Origin of the sequence: Salinisphaera sp. T31B1 (assembly GCF_040361275.1) — a bacterium.
In the GTDB taxonomy this organism is placed as follows: domain Bacteria; phylum Pseudomonadota; class Gammaproteobacteria; order Nevskiales; family Salinisphaeraceae; genus Salinisphaera.
Map to the genome: position 1 here is coordinate 170,481 of NZ_APNH01000004.1, position 14,796 is coordinate 185,276.

Below are 14,796 nucleotides of genomic sequence, written 5' to 3' on the forward strand. Positions count from 1 at the left end.
AACGCCGCGGGGCCGGCGCTCGCCGTATCGGCGGCAAGAAAAGGGCCGGCGTCATCGACGCCGGCCCTTTTTCATTCCCTGAGGTCCGCCTCGCGAACGCGCCGCTCGTCGAGCCGATCAGGGCATGCCGAGCATATTCGGCAGACCGAGCGAGACGATCGGCACATAGGTGATCAGCAGCAGGAACCCGATGAGCAGGATCAGCCAGGGTGCCGAAGCACGGATCACCTTGGTCAACGGTTGCCCGGTCACCACCGAGGCCACGAACAGATTGAGCCCCGTGGGTGGCGTGAGCATGCCGATCTCCATGTTCACCACCATGATTACGCCGAGATGGATCGGGTCGACGCCCAGCTGGGTGGCGATGGGGAACAGGATGGGGGCCAGGATCAGGATGATCGCCGATGGCTCCATGAAGCTGCCGGCCACCAGCAGGACCACGTTGACCACGAGCAGGAAACCGACCTGAGAAAAGCCCTGCTCGACCACCCACTGGGTGATCGTCTGCGGGATCTGCTCGGTGGTCAGCACGTGCGCGAACAGCATCGCGTTGGCGATGATGAACATCAGCGTGACGCTGAGCTTGGCCGCATCCAGTACCACCCGCGGACAATCGCGGATACGTACGTCGCGATAGATGACCACGGCCACGAACGCCGCATACACCGCCGCCACGGCGGCGGCTTCGGTCGGCGTGAAGATGCCCGTGTAAATGCCCCCGAGGATGATCACGATCAGCAGCAGGCCCCAGAGCGACTTGCGCGCCGTGGTGAGCCATTCCCGAAAACTGACCTTCGGTTGTGCCGGCATGTTCTTGATGCGGGCGATCACATAGATCGCGATCATCAACAGCAGGCCGAGCACCACGCCGGGTACCACGCCGGCCATGAACAGCTTGCCGACCGAGGTCGACGTGGCGGCTGCGTAGACCACCATCACGATGGACGGCGGAATCAGGATGCCGAGCGTGCCGGCGTTGCACACGATGCCGGTCGCAAACGACTCCGTATAGCCCGAACGCACCATTCCGGCAATCACGATCGAGCCGACCGCGGCCACCGTGGCGGGCGACGAGCCCGACAGCGCCGCGAACAGCACGCACGCCAGCACCGAGGCAATCGGCAGACCGCCGCGGATATGGCCGACGCTGGCATTGGCGAAATCGATCAGCCGTCGCGCCACGCCCCCGCTGGTCATGAACGCACCCGACAGCAGGAAGAACGGAATGGCCAGCAGCGTGTAGTGATCGGATGTCGCAAACAGCTTGATTGCCAGCGACTGCAGCGAATCGTTGCTGAACAGCAGGATCGTCAATGCGCTCGACAGACCCAGCGACACGGCGATCGGCACGCCGATGAACATAAGCACGAACAGAACGATGAACAGAAACGCGATGGTCATCGGGACCCCCGCGTATCGGATGCGCTGTCGGCCACGGCGGCTTGCTCGGCCTGCCGGCTGTTTTCCAGCTCACGCTCCATGAGCGACAACGCATCGCCTGCCTCGTTGCTGCGTTCCAGCCCGAGTTGACGACCGCGCACGATATGCACCATGACCTCGAGCAGGCGCGCGATGACCAGCGCCATGCCGATGGGCTCGACCAGCGCCACGTGCCATTCCTTGATGCCGAAGGCATCGAGATCCTCGGCGCCGATATTGTTGACCATCAGCGACTGCAGCCAGGTGAAGCTCGAGACCATCAGCAGCCCTGCATAGCCGATAAAGATCAGGCAGGCGACGACCCCGAAGACCCGTTGAAGGCGCTCGGGGAACAGACGCACGAGCAGGTCGACGCCGATATGGGCGCCTTCGCGTACGCAGTAGGCGATGCCGATGAAGATCAGCCAGGCGAACAACGTGGTGGTCACCGCCAGGCTCCAGGTCATCTGCTGACCCAGAGTCAGAAGAAAATCGCCGACCGCGAAGGCCGGCGTTTCCAGCGAAGGCACCGCATCGCCCAGATCGTAGAACAGACCGTAAAGATTGGTGACCGCCACATAGGCGAAAGTCACGAGTGTCATGCCGGTCAGGAAGAAGACCACGAGGGCCTCTTCCAGCCGGTTCCATAAACGGATCAGACCCATGGCAGCGTCCGTCGAATGTCGTAAGACCGGCCTACGACTTGTTCGACTGCTGTGCTGCCTTGATCAGATCGGGCCCGATCTCGTCGCTGAACTGCTCGATGACGGGCGTCATGGCCTCACGCCATTCCTTGACCTGATCGGCGTCGAGTTCGTGGATTTCGGTGCCGCCGGCATCGATGATCTGCTGCTTGGCCTGCTCGTTGAGCTCGCCTGCCTTGTCGTTCACCGTCTTGGTGACTTCGGCGATGATGTCGTCGAGCTCGGAACGGACGTCGTCCGGCAGCGAATTCCAGAACTTGGCGTTGGTGATGAGCATGTAGTCGAGCACGCCGCTGTTGGACTCGGTCATGTCGCTTTGGACTTCGTTCCACTTCTGGCTGTAGATGTTCGACCAGGTATTGCCGGCCTGACCGTCGACCACGCCGGTCTGCATACCCTGGTAGACCTCACCGAAAGCCATCTTGCGCGGAATGGCGTGCAGTTCGTTGACCTGAGCGGCGAGCACGTTGGACGGCTCCACGCGCAGCTTCAGGCCGCGCGCGTCACGCGGCACCACCAGGGGCTGATTGGCGGTGAACTGGCGCATGCCGTTGTGCCAATAGGCCAGGCCCAGAATGTTGTGGCCTTCCATCGACTGCAGAATCTTCTGGCCGCCGTCGCCCTGTTCGAAACGAGTGACTGCGTCGAGGTCGTCGAACAGGAAGGGCAGATCGAACAGCTGGACGCTCTTGCTGTACTGACCGAGCTTGGCCATCGACGGCGCGAGCAGCTGAACGTCGCCGGTCAACAGCGCGTTCAGGCCCTTGGTGTCGTCATACAGCGAGGAATTCGGATAGACCTCGATCTTGACCTTGTCGCCCAGACGCTCCTTGACCATCTTCTGGAGCAGCTGGGCGCCTTCGCCCTTGGGCGTGTCATTGGCCACCACGTGCGAAAACTTGATCACGATGGGTTGGCCATCGGCAGCGAAGGCATGGCTGGAAACCGTGAACGCGAGCGCGCAGCTGATCGCGATCAGGGCATGGAACAGACGGGATTGGCGCATTGAGCAGGGCCTCGTTCGAGTGTCGTTGTGCGAATGACGTCACCTGCCGGCCGGGCCGGCGGGCGATCGTCGATAGCCGTAGGGCATGGGGTGCCACGTACGGGATACGCATACGCTAGTACACATCGAGCAGGCCGCGAATTGGCGATTAGTGGTATGGCCAGCGGTCGACGGGATCCGTATGAGCCGCACCATCGCTTCATTTCAAACGCGCACGTTCGATCAGTCGAGCGCGCCGCAGCCGTCGGCCGGTGCTCCGTTCGCGCGTGCCACGTCCGGCAGTTCGCTGGCATAGGTCACGCGGACCGGATACACCTTGCCGGAGGCATCGTGCATGTTGCCGATACCGCGGTACTCGAGCAGCCGCTTGCTGTCCGGATCGTAGGTCAGCTTGAGCGAATCCACGAAGAAATTGACGAGGAACATGTCCAGTTCGGCATCGAACACGACGGCCGGTTTGTCTTCGAAGGTGGTGGTCCCGGTCTTGGATGCCTTCAGATTGATGACGGCCTGTCGGCCGGCGGCCGCGAATCGGAAGGCGATCGTGTTGCCCTGTTCGAGCGCGGTGAAGTTCTGCTGGACCAGCGCATTGAAGCCGCTGTCCGCGGCCATCGGCGGCTGAATCTTGAAGGATTTCGTCTGTTCGTCGCTGTCTGCGGACTCCTGGCGATACATGATCCAGTCGTCGCCGTCCCGGCGAATGCCTTCACGATACCCGTCGGCCGGAATATCCAGCGTATAGGTCGGCACCGTATCGTTGGCGGTGAAATCCATGTGCTTGGTGGCGATCGTCTGGCCCTTGCGGCCGACATAGGTCACATCCCAGGTCTGGATCTTGCCCGCCGACAGATGCTGTTCGTGATGTTCGGTATAGCGATAATCGCCGCCATCGAGCGTGTAGGCATAGCCGTTGAAGCAGCGCATGTCGTCGGCGGGCTGAGCGTGCGCAATCGGGACGCCGGCGGACAGCAGCGTCACAGCGATCGCGATCAGTCGCGGCTGTGGAAAACGGGTCGAATTCATCAGGCGGTCTCCGGGCCGGTGGATGGCGCCGCCGCACGCGGCGCGAACACATAGTGGGCGATGCCCCATTCGTTGCCCTGGTCGTAGCCGAACAGTTCGGCCACGGCCATGAAGAACATGCGCCAGCGGTTGAGCCAACGCGCGGCATCGCGCTGGCCGTAGGTGTCGACGAACAGGGACTGGATCTCATCGTGCGCACGGTCCATGCGATCCAGCCAGGCGTTGGCCGTATCGCGATAATGGCTGCCGGACAGCCACCAGGACTCGCGCAGTATCAGGTCGTTCTGAAACCGTGCGAACAGGTTCTCGCTCGGCATGATGCCGCCGGTGAAGAAATGCCGGGCCATCCAGTCGTATTCACCGTCGTCCTGAAACGGATAGGCCAGCGTCTTGTGGGCGAACACGTGCACGAACAGGCGGCCGTCGTCGGCCAGCCAGCGGCTGATACGAGCGAACAGCTCCCGGTAATTGCGCATGTGTTCGAACATCTCCACCGACACGATCCGGTCGAACCGGGCGCTGCCGGGATCGAAGACGTTGATATCGCAGGTCTGCACGGTCAGGTTGTCCAGGCCGCGCTCGCCGGCCATGGCTTCGATGGCCGCGCGCTGGGTCGCCGAGTTCGACACCGCGAGGATACGGGAGCGCGGGTAGCGCTTGGCGGCCCAGAGCGCAAAAGACCCCCAGCCACAGCCCAGGTCGAGTACGGTCTGGCCGTCGCGCAGGCGCGCCCGCTCGGCGTAGAGCGCCAGCATGGCGTGCTCGGCCTGATCGAGGTTGTCGATACCGGGCTCGAACAGGCAGCCGCTGTATTTGAGATGGCTGCCGAGCACGTGTTTGAAGAAGGCGGCCGGCACTTCATAGTGCTGGGCGTTGGCATCGGCGGTGTGCTGGGCGATCGGCCCGGTGGACGCACGCTGCAGAAACGCACGCATGTGCTCGCCGCGAACCTCCGGATCGGTGGCCTCGGGACTGGTCAGCCGGGTGGCGATCAACCGACGCATGCCGGCGCGGGCTATGCGATCCGGGACCATGCCGCGTTCGCACAGTTCGATGGGCAGACTATCCAATGCTTGGGCTCCTGAGGGCTATCTTTTCGGGGGCCACGGAATGAACGCGCTCGTGGTGCGAACGTATTCGTCGTGGCCTTCGCGTTTGTCGGCGGCGTCCTTGCCTTCGATGGTCGGTATGCCGGAGACCTTGAGCAGCAGCCAGGCCATGAGGATCGGGCTGCCGAGTGTGGCCCACCAGTACGGTGCGCCGATCGCCAGCACGACATAGCTGACCCAGTGCAGCGATTCGAAGAAATAGTTCGGATGTCGCGAATAACGCCACAGTCCTTCACGGCAGACCTTGCCGGCATTCTCCGGCCGCGACTTGAACGCCTTGAGCTGCGCATCCGCGGTGCCTTCGCCGACCACCGACACGAACCATACGAGCAGCGTCAGCAACACCACCCAGATCGCAGGGGCCTCGGGCATATAGGCCACGACCAGAAACGGGATCGACAATACCGCGGCGACGACCGCCTGGAAGATGAAGAAACCGAGCATGTACAGATCGGCGCGCCGTCCCCAGGCCTTGCGTGCGGCCGCGTAGCGGGAATCCTCCGGTGCGCCGCGCATGCGTACGGCCAGATAACCGGCCAGGCGGAACGCCCACGTCAGGGCCAGGGCGGCCAGCAACACACGGGTGATACCCGGCGCATCGCCGGCCAGCGCATACTCGGCGCCCAGGATTCCGACCGCCGCCGACCAGACGACATCCACTAGGCCCGCATTGCGGGTGAAAAGCTGAATGATCCATACCAGCACGAGCAGTATCACTGCCGTGGCCAGGCCGATGCCGAAGGCCGCAAGTGCGGTCATGTGTGTTCCCGAGTCCGTGAGCAGGGTCGCCAAGATTACCAGTCCCCTACGCGGCATCGGCCGATCACGATGCTCTTATTCGCCGCGAGGTCATGTCATGTCTATCGGCGGTCGGTGCGCTCGATTAACGGTAGATCGATCCAGCCGCGGACCTTGAGACGGCCGGGAATGGCCGAAAAGCTGGTCAGAAACTGCGGATGGAAGCCGTAGATGAGCAGGCCCAGCTCGTCGCCTTCGTAGAGCCGCTCGGCCACCCCGTTGAGCCGGATATCGCGTGTGCCGAGCCCGCGAATCGGACGTAGCTGGTCGTTGATCAGCAGCGTGGCACGACGACCCGCCCGCTTGAGGCCCAGACCCATGAAGGCCACCGGCGACGGCGCATCGCCGGTGATGTGCACGCGCGCTTCGGGGATACCGATGACAGCCAGATCGTCGCGCTCGATCCGGGACAGCGATACGAACACGCCACCGCTGGCCAGTTCGTCGAGATGTTCGGTCGGCAGCGCGTTGACCAGCTGTGCCAGCAGGCCGGTATCGTGGGGGCGGGCTTCGCGTCCGCGGCTGTCCCACAGGCGCTGCACCGCCGCACGCGCGTTGGCGGCGGTGCCGCGAACGAGATCGGACAGCCCGCCCAGGGTGTCCTGGCGAAAAAGACCGAGCAGCAGATCCAGCCCGCCGGTGACTGCCTGTGCCTTGAATTCCAGCCGTCGGCCGCCTGCGCGCCGTCCGCGGGGCAGCTCGTCGAAGCTCAGCCCGTGTCCGTCGTCGAGACTGATGGTGCAGGGTGGGATGGGGTGTTCGAGCGCGTGCCCCTTGAGCTTCCAGTCGAGATAGCCCAGCTCGAGGGCCGCGGTCTCGTACTGGGACGACCCCCAGTGCAGCTGCGCCTCGGTCTGATAGGCGATGCGATCGATATTCTGCAGCAGCGGCAGACTATGGCCATGTCGCATGCCGATCACGTGCGCCTGACAGCCGTTGGCACGCAGCGCTTCGGCGTTGGCCTGCGCTTCGTTGAGGTTGAACAACGTATCGCCGACCCCCTGGATGAACAACGCATCGACCACGGGCGGGCGACGTTTGTTGGGTGCAGACACGAACGCGCCGTCGCGTGCCAGCCGGCCGTCGAAGAACGAGGCCGGGCTATTGTTGTAGAGGGTGTCGCGCACGCCGTCGGACAGGCCCTGACCGGTCAGCGGCGACGCCAGACCTTCGACCAGCGCACGGTATAGCATCGGATCCAGATCGATGCCCGATGCCGGTGCGCCAAGGGCGACCAGGCCGGCGCCCCAGGTGGTCTTGATGACGTTGTCCGGTGCAAGGCTGTAGCTCAGGTCGTGCCAGGCCGCAGTGGGCACGATCGCGCTCAGCCGGTCGTCCACGCACGCTGCGATCAGCTGATAGCCGCCGCCGTAGGACAGCCCCAGTGCGCCGGCCACGAGGCGGCCATCGCGACAGGCCAGGTGCTCGCGATGGGCCATCGACTGCTCGGCCCAGTCGAGAATCGCGCGGATATCGGCGCCTTCGCGCGCCGGATCCATGAGTTCGACATTCCCGGCGGATTCGCCGAACCCGCGTTGATCGAAACTGATCACGAAATAGCCGGCCTCGGCCGCCCGCCGTGCCGCTTCGGCCGAGGGCAGCAGCCCGCCCGACAGACGTTCGTAGATCGAGCGCTGCTCGCGGCCGCCCAGGCGTGCACCCCCGAAGCCGTGACCGTGCAGGATCAGCGGTGCGCATGCGCCGGCGTCCAGCGCCGGCTGCATGACCGTGATCGCGATCGTCGTGCCGTCGTCGGGGTTGACTACTTCGGCGTGATAATCGGCGGCCGACACCGGTGTGTCGGCGCGGCCGGCCGCATGGGGCGGGGCGGGCGTGTTCATGCGTGCGCTCTCCTGCCGGGCCCTTCAGGGCTCATCCGGCTCGACGGCGATTGCCGCCAGCGCGGCGCGAATGTCGTCCGGTACAGGAGCGGCCCGCCCGGTTTCGCGGGCGACGAACACGTGCACGAAGCTGCCGTGGGCGCTGGCCGACGATTCGCCGGCCTTGAAGATGGCGATGCCGTAGGTCACCGAACGGCTGCCCAGATGTTCGACCCGGATTCCGGCTTCCAGCGGTTCGGGGAAGGCCACGGGCGCGTGGTACTGGCACCGCGACTCGACCACGAAGCCGACCACCGGCGCCGCATGGATATCCAGGCCGCCGAGTTCGATCAGATAGCGATTGGCAACGGTGTCGAAATACGAGTAGTAGGTGACGTTGTTGACATGTCCGTAGACATCGTTGTCCATCCAGCGGGTGGGCATGTCGCAGAACCAGCGGTATTCGTTACGGGTCGGCACGTTGCGGGCCATGACGGTGTCCTTCGTGGAATAAAAAAGCCGGGCACTGAGGCCCGGCTTGTATGACGGCTCGAATGCGCCGGTCTACGACTGCACCTTCCATGTGCCGTCGGACTGGCGACAGGCGGTGCCGTTGACCTTTTCGGGCTTGCCGTCGACGTTGGCGTTCATGGTGAAATTGCGGCACGGCTGGCTGCCGCTGTTATAGGTGTTGGTCGGCGTGACCGAGTAGTTGTTGTTGGTGTCCGGGTTGGTCCAGGTCGAGGTGTTGCCGGTCTGGTTGGATTCCAGTGCCGTGCCGAACTGGTTGCGATCACGCTGGTCGAAGCGCGAGCCGACCCGGTTGCCCAGCGCTGCACCGGCGAGCGTGCCGACGACGGTGGCGATGGTGGTGCCGGTGCCGCTGCCGATCTGCGAACCCAGGGCCCCGCCGGCCACGCCGCCGAGTACGGTGCCGGTATCGGAGTTCTGCCAGTTGGCACAACCGGTGATAGTGGCCATCGAAAGCAGCATCGCCGCGACCAGGCTTATTGTCTTCGTCATTCCTAACTCTCCGTGAACGGTGGGACCGGGCGCAATGAAACCCGGCTGGTCGCTTCGAGTTTACCCAAAAACCACCGGTGACGGCGACCGGCGCCGGACGACTGGCCGGCATGCAGTGCCGGCGTTAGGCTTCGCACTGGGAATTCACCGGAGTCGCTGTGCAGAGCTGGTTGTTGTTGGGCGCCGCCATCCTGCTCGAAGTCGCGGGGACAACGTGCATGAAGCTCTCCGATGGCCTGACGCGACTGTGGCCGACGCTTGGCATCGCGGTGTTCTATCTGGCCTCGTTCGCCTGTATAACGCTGGCGCTGAGACGCATCGATATCAGCATCGCCTACGCCATATGGGCGGGGCTGGGTATCGTGCTGATGTCGGTGATCGCGGCCCTGTTCTTCGGCGAGGCGATGACGCCCTGGCGTATGGCCTGTATTGCGCTGGTTCTGGCCGGAGTGGTGGGCCTCAACCTGTCGGCGAGCCATTAACGCGTCCGGGCGAACACGACTCGACACACTCAATCGAAATCCAAAGGAATACATCATGCGTGCATGGTTGGTAGAAGAGCCCGGCAAGCCGGAAGCAATGCAGCTCGGCGAGCTGCCGGATCCGCAGCCGGGGCCGAACGAGGTGCTGGTCGATATCAAGGCCATCGGCATCAACCGCGCGGACGTGATCCAGCGCAAGGGCGGGTATCCGCCGCCCAAGGGCTTCGACGCGCGGTGCCCGGGGCTGGAATACGCCGGCGAGGTGATTGCGGTGGGCGACAAGGTGTTCACGCGCGCGGTGGGCGATCCGGTCATGGGCCTGATTGGCGGCGCGGCCTATGCCGAGCGGCTGGTCACCCACGAACGCGACACCCTCACGGTGCCGCAGCACTACGACTGGGCGCATGCCGCGGCCATGCCCGAGGCGTTTCTCACCGCCTATCGCGCGCTGTTCCTGGTCGGGGAACTCGCGCCCGGGCAGTGGGCCCTGGTACGGGGCGCGACCTCGGGCGTGGGCCAGGCGGGGCTGCAGCTCATCAACGCGCTGGGCGCGCGCAGCATCGCCACGAGTCGCAGTCAGGCCCGACTCGAGGATCTGGATACCCGATTCAAGGCGATGGGCTTCGACTATGCCTTCGATCTGAGCTTCGAGGACGGCAAGGACGGCGTGGCCGCACAGGTCCAGGAAGCGACCGGCGGTGCTCACGTGATTCTGGATTTCGTCGGCGGCCCGGCGCTGGCCGACAACCTCGACTCGCTGCGCGATGAAGGCCGTCAGGTGCAGGTCGGTGTGATCGGCGGCCCCAAGACCGAGATCAACATCGGCAAGCTGCTCAGGCGCCGGCTGACCGTTACGGCCATGACCATGCGCAGCCTGCCGATCGAGCGCAAGATCATGCTCGCCCAGCAGTTCAACGACCGGCTGCTGCCGTTGTTCGAGGCCGGCCGGCTCAAGCCGGTGCTCGATCAGACCTTCGCCTTCGAGGAAGCCGTCGAGGCGCATCGCACCATGGAAGGCGGCGAGCACGCCGGCAAGCTGGTGCTGGTGCGGGACTGATCGGCGCCGGCCAGGCATCGTCTGCGGGTGGCGGATGTCATCCGCAGACGACAATCGGTACCGCTCGGGTGCGCGGTGGTAGGCTGAGACCACGCTCGTGCCTGTGCGGGCCTGTCTTGCACGGTTCATGCTTGTGAAAGACGACAGACCGAAAAGACGACGACACCATGGCTGAATTCGTACCGGTCGATCCGTTCGACCTCGTGATCTTCGGCGGCACCGGCGATCTGGCCGAGCGCAAACTGCTGCCGGCGCTGTATCACCGCGATCGGGATGGCCAGTTCAGCGACGACAGTCTGATCGTCGGCGTCTCGCGTTCGGATATCACCGATGCCGGCTATGCCGACTGGGTCCGCGATGCGCTGGACCGGCAGTTCGCGCCCAATCGGGTCGATGCCGATGTCTGGGCGCGGTTCTCTTCGCGTCTGCGCCATCGCCGCCTGGATCTGACCGGCGACGACGGCTGGGCGGAACTGGGTGCGGCGCTCGACCCCGAGCATGCGCGCGTGCGCGTGTACTACCTGGCCACGGCGTCGTCCCTGTTCGGGCCGGTGTCTCATCACCTGCACGATACCGGGCTCGTCGACGAGCGCTCGCGCATCGTGCTCGAAAAACCGGTCGGCGAGGATTACCCCTCGGCCTGTGCCGTCAATGACGCGGTCGGCGCGGTCTTCGACGAATCGCAGATCTACCGGATCGACCATTATCTGGGCAAGGAGACGGTCCAGAACCTGCTGGCGCTGCGCTTCGGCAATTCGCTGTTCGAGCCGTTGTGGGAGCGCGGTGCGGTCGACCATGTACAGATCACGGTCGCCGAGGAGCTCGGTGCCGGCAATCGCTTCGAGTTCTACGAACGTACCGGTGCGCTGCGCGACATGGTGCAGAACCATATGCTGCAGCTGCTGTGCCTGGTCGCCATGGAGCCGCCGGCCAGCATGCACCACGACGATATTCGTAACGAAAAGATCAAGGTGCTGCGCTCGCTCAAGCCGATCACCGAGGAATCCGTGGCCCATGCCACGGTGCGCGGGCGCTATACCGCGGGCATCATCGACGACACGCCGGTGCCCGGTTACACGAAAGAGGGCGAAGCGGCCGGCGTGCGCGCAGCCAACCAGCACGCCGAGACCTTCGTGGCCATCAAGGCCGAGATCGACAACTGGCGCTGGAACGGCACCCCGTTCTATCTGCGCACCGGCAAGCGCATGCCCCGCAAGATGTCGCAGATCGTGTTCCAGTTCAAACCCGTGCCGCATTCGATCTTCGGCGATCAGACGCTGGAGCCCAACCGGCTGGTGATGAGCCTGCAGCCCGAGGAGGGCGTACAGCTGACGCTGATGACCAAGGAGCCCGGGCCGGGCGGGTTCCGTATGCGCAGCCTGCCGTTGAACCTGCATTTTTCGGATGCGTTCGCGGTCAATTATCCGGATGCCTACGAGCGCCTGCTCATGGAAGTGCTGCGCGGCAATCCGGCGCTGTTCATGCGTCGCGACGAGATCGAGACCGCCTGGCAATGGATCGACCGCATCATCGACAACTGGGCGGCGGAGGATATCCAGCCCGAGGACTATATGGCCGGCAGCTGGGGGCCGACCCAGTCGGTGATGCTCGTCGACCGGGATCGGCGGCGCTGGTTCAACCCGGCGTCTGGCCAGAACGCGCTCGATAGCGAAAAACACGCAGAGATCAAGCAATGAACCGACAGGCCATGCTCACGTTCGACGATCGCGACGAGGCCAGCCGGGCGCTGGCCGCTGAGATCACCCAGCGCCTGGCCGCGGGGATTGACGCACGCGGGCGCGCGGCGCTGGCACTGGCCGGCGGGTCGTCGCCGGTGGCGTTGTTCGAATGCCTGAGCGAAACCGAGCTGGACTGGTCGCGTGTATCCATCGTGGCCACCGACGAGCGCTGGGTTGCACCGACACACGAGCAGAGCAACGAAGGCCTGTTCCGGCGAACGCTCGTGCGCGATCGGGCCGCGCGGGCCAGCGTGGTAAGTCTCTATCAGCCCGGCCGGACCCCCACGGGCGCGCTGTCGGTGATTACCCGGCGGCTGGCCGAAATGCCTTCGCATTTCGATGCCGTGGTGCTGGGCATGGGGGCCGATGGACATACCGCATCGCTGTTTCCCGATGCCCGCAATATCGACACGCTGCTGGCCAGCCAGGCCGATTGCGTGGTGCCGGTGTTCGACGACGATCGGATCGAACGCATCAGCCTCGGGCCGACCCGTCTGCTGGCCACGCGGGCCCTGTATCTGCTGTTTTTCGGCGACGACAAGCGCAAGGTCTATGAGCGGGCGCTCGACGATGGTCCCACCGCGGAACTGCCCGTGCGTGCGATGCTGCACCAGACACGCGTGACGGCCACGGCGTACTGGGCGCCCTGAGCCGTGACGGCCCGCACGCACACCACGGCCTGCGAGCCAGCCAACGAACATTGACAAGAGACAGGCATCGGCCTGTCGGGACGATCACCATGGCACTGCACCCCGTCATAGACGACGTTACCCGGCGCATCATCGAGCGCAGCCGGGATACGCGCGGCGACTACCTGGCCCGTATCGAGCACGCCGCCAGTCAGGGCCCGCACCGCGGCCATCTGTCCTGCGGCAATCTCGCCCACGGCTTTGCCGCCGAGGACACGCCCAGCAAGGACGCGCTGGCCGCCGGCCAGCGGCCCAACGTGGCTATCGTGTCGGCCTACAACGACATGCTCTCGGCGCATCAGCCACTGGGCGATTTCCCGCCCATCATCAAGGAAGCCGCCTGGGCCGCCGGCGGCGTGGCGCAGTTCGCCGGCGGCACGCCCGCCATGTGCGACGGCGTCACCCAGGGCCAGCCGGGCATGGAACTGTCGCTGTTCTCGCGCGACGTGATCGCCATGGCCACGGCGGTGGCACTCACCCACAACATGTTCGACGCGGCCCTGTGCCTGGGCATCTGCGACAAGATCGTGCCGGGGCTGCTGATCGGCGCGCTGTCGTTCGGGCATCTGCCGACCATCTTCGTGCCCGGCGGGCCGATGCCCTCGGGGCTTCCCAACAAGATCAAGGCCAAGGTGCGCGAGCGCTATGCCGCCGGCGAGATCGGCCGCGACGAGTTGCTCAAGGCCGAGTCGCTGTCCTATCACTCGCCCGGTACCTGCACGTTCTATGGCACCGCCAATTCCAACCAGCTGCTCATGGAGTTCATGGGCCTGCATTTGCCCGGCACGTCGTTCGTCAATCCCGGCACGCCGCTGCGCGACGCGCTCACCCGGGCGGCGGCCGCGCGCGTGGTCGGGCTGACCGCGCTCGGCGACGACTATCGCCCGATCGGCCGCATCATCGACGAAAAAGCCATCGTCAACGGCATCGTCGGCCTGCTCGCCTCGGCCGGTTCGACCAACCACACCATGCATCTGGTCGCCATCGCGCGGGCGGCCGGCGTGCAGATCGACTGGACCGATTTCTCCGAGATCTCGGCGGTGGTGCCGCAGATGGCCAAGGTCTATCCCAACGGTACGGCGGACGTGAATCACTTCCATGCCGCCGGCGGCATCCAGTACATGATCCGCGACCTGCTGGACGCGGGGCTGGTACACGAGGACGTGAAGACCGTGGTCGGCGACGGGCTGCACCGCTACACCCAGGAGCCGTTCCTCGACGGGGACGAGCTGATCTGGCGCGAGGGTGCGAGCGAAAGCCACGACACCGACGTGCTGCGGCCATCCGCCGATGCGTTCTCGCCCACCGGCGGGCTCAACGTGCTGCAGGGCAATCTCGGCCGCGGCATCATCAAGGTCTCGGCGGTGGAGAAAGAACACCGCACGGTGCGTGCCGAGGCGCGGGTGTTCCCGCATCAGGAGGCGGTGCTGGAAGCCTACAAGGCCGACCAGCTCAACCAGGATGCCGTCATCGTGGTCATCAATCAGGGCCCGCGCGGCAACGGCATGCCCGAGCTGCACAAGCTCACGCCGGCGCTCGGCCAGCTGCAGAACCAGGGCTACCAGGTGGCGCTGCTCACCGATGGGCGCATGTCCGGCGCGTCGGGCAAGATCCCGGCCGCGATCCAGATCACGCCGGAGGCCAGCCTCGGCGGGCTGATCGGGCGCATCCGCGATGGCGACATGATCGCGCTGGACTCCGATGCCGGTACGCTGGACGTCGAGGTGGACACGGCCGAGCTCGAAGCGCGCGAGCCGACCACCTTTGCCAACGACGTCGACAGCGAATACGGCTTCGGCCGTGAGCTGTTCTCGGTATTTCGGCGTAACGTGGGCTCGGCCGAGCAGGGCGCCTGCGCGCTCATCGATGCGCAGGTCTGATCGAGCGCTCGAGCCGCCGTAGAGGCCGCCGGTCGTCGGCGCCGTTT

14 protein-coding genes are annotated in these 14,796 nt (G+C 65.0%); 5 read left to right on the plus strand and 9 right to left on the minus strand.

What is annotated here, in order from left to right:
- Positions 1-117: 117 nt before the first annotated feature.
- The 9 genes from T31B1_RS15510 to T31B1_RS15550 all read right to left on the minus strand — a co-directional run bounded on the left by T31B1_RS15510 (position 118) and on the right by T31B1_RS15550 (position 8,902).
- Positions 118-1,401, minus strand: a complete 1,284-nt coding sequence (locus T31B1_RS15510; RefSeq protein WP_353250436.1) for a TRAP transporter large permease — start codon at positions 1,399-1,401, stop codon at positions 118-120.
- On the minus strand, positions 1,398-2,084 hold the full coding sequence (locus T31B1_RS15515) for a TRAP transporter small permease (protein WP_353250437.1): 687 nt from the start codon (positions 2,082-2,084) through the stop codon (positions 1,398-1,400). Before T31B1_RS15515 ends, T31B1_RS15510 begins: the two co-directional genes overlap by 4 nt.
- Before the next feature lie 31 nt (positions 2,085-2,115).
- On the minus strand, positions 2,116-3,129 hold the full coding sequence (locus T31B1_RS15520; protein ID WP_353250438.1) for a DctP family TRAP transporter solute-binding subunit: 1,014 nt from the start codon (positions 3,127-3,129) through the stop codon (positions 2,116-2,118).
- Positions 3,130-3,351: 222 nt separating this feature from the next.
- Positions 3,352-4,152, minus strand: coding sequence for a hypothetical protein (locus T31B1_RS15525; protein WP_353250439.1), 801 nt, complete (start codon positions 4,150-4,152; stop codon positions 3,352-3,354).
- Positions 4,152-5,186 carry an SAM-dependent methyltransferase gene (locus tag T31B1_RS15530; RefSeq protein WP_353250695.1) on the minus strand — a complete coding sequence of 345 codons (1,035 nt, stop codon included), beginning with the start codon at positions 5,184-5,186 and terminating at the stop codon, positions 4,152-4,154. The genes T31B1_RS15525 and T31B1_RS15530 overlap by 1 nt, the downstream gene beginning before the upstream one ends.
- A gap of 54 nt (positions 5,187-5,240) precedes the next feature.
- The gene (locus tag T31B1_RS15535) at positions 5,241-6,020 is read right to left on the minus strand and encodes a DUF1295 domain-containing protein (RefSeq protein ID WP_353250440.1); all 780 of its coding nucleotides are present in this window, start codon (positions 6,018-6,020) and stop codon (positions 5,241-5,243) included.
- A gap of 101 nt (positions 6,021-6,121) precedes the next feature.
- Positions 6,122-7,900, minus strand: a complete 1,779-nt coding sequence (locus T31B1_RS15540; RefSeq protein WP_353250441.1) for a CocE/NonD family hydrolase — start codon at positions 7,898-7,900, stop codon at positions 6,122-6,124.
- A gap of 24 nt (positions 7,901-7,924) precedes the next feature.
- Positions 7,925-8,371: an acyl-CoA thioesterase gene (locus tag T31B1_RS15545; RefSeq protein ID WP_353250442.1), complete on the minus strand. Its 447-nt coding sequence runs from the start codon at positions 8,369-8,371 to the stop codon at positions 7,925-7,927.
- A gap of 72 nt (positions 8,372-8,443) precedes the next feature.
- Complete coding sequence (locus T31B1_RS15550) at positions 8,444-8,902, minus strand: RT0821/Lpp0805 family surface protein (RefSeq protein ID WP_353250443.1); 459 nt, start codon at positions 8,900-8,902, stop codon at positions 8,444-8,446.
- A 158-nt stretch (positions 8,903-9,060) separates the two neighbouring features.
- On the opposite strand from T31B1_RS15550, the gene T31B1_RS15555 reads away from it, so the two are divergent.
- The 5 genes from T31B1_RS15555 to edd all read left to right on the plus strand — a co-directional run bounded on the left by T31B1_RS15555 (position 9,061) and on the right by edd (position 14,749).
- Complete coding sequence (locus T31B1_RS15555; protein WP_353250444.1) at positions 9,061-9,384, plus strand: DMT family transporter; 324 nt, start codon at positions 9,061-9,063, stop codon at positions 9,382-9,384.
- 55 nt (positions 9,385-9,439) lie between these two features.
- Complete coding sequence (locus T31B1_RS15560; protein WP_353250445.1) at positions 9,440-10,441, plus strand: NAD(P)H-quinone oxidoreductase; 1,002 nt, start codon at positions 9,440-9,442, stop codon at positions 10,439-10,441.
- Between the two features lie 167 nt (positions 10,442-10,608).
- Positions 10,609-12,138 carry a glucose-6-phosphate dehydrogenase gene (gene zwf / locus T31B1_RS15565; protein ID WP_353250446.1) on the plus strand — a complete coding sequence of 510 codons (1,530 nt, stop codon included), beginning with the start codon at positions 10,609-10,611 and terminating at the stop codon, positions 12,136-12,138.
- Positions 12,135-12,830 (plus strand): 6-phosphogluconolactonase, encoded by a 696-nt coding sequence (pgl, locus tag T31B1_RS15570; RefSeq protein WP_353250447.1) that lies wholly within the window; start codon positions 12,135-12,137, stop codon positions 12,828-12,830. The genes zwf and pgl overlap by 4 nt, the downstream gene beginning before the upstream one ends.
- 89 nt (positions 12,831-12,919) lie before the next feature.
- Complete coding sequence (gene edd / locus T31B1_RS15575; protein WP_353250448.1) at positions 12,920-14,749, plus strand: phosphogluconate dehydratase; 1,830 nt, start codon at positions 12,920-12,922, stop codon at positions 14,747-14,749.
- Positions 14,750-14,796 lie beyond the last annotated feature (47 nt).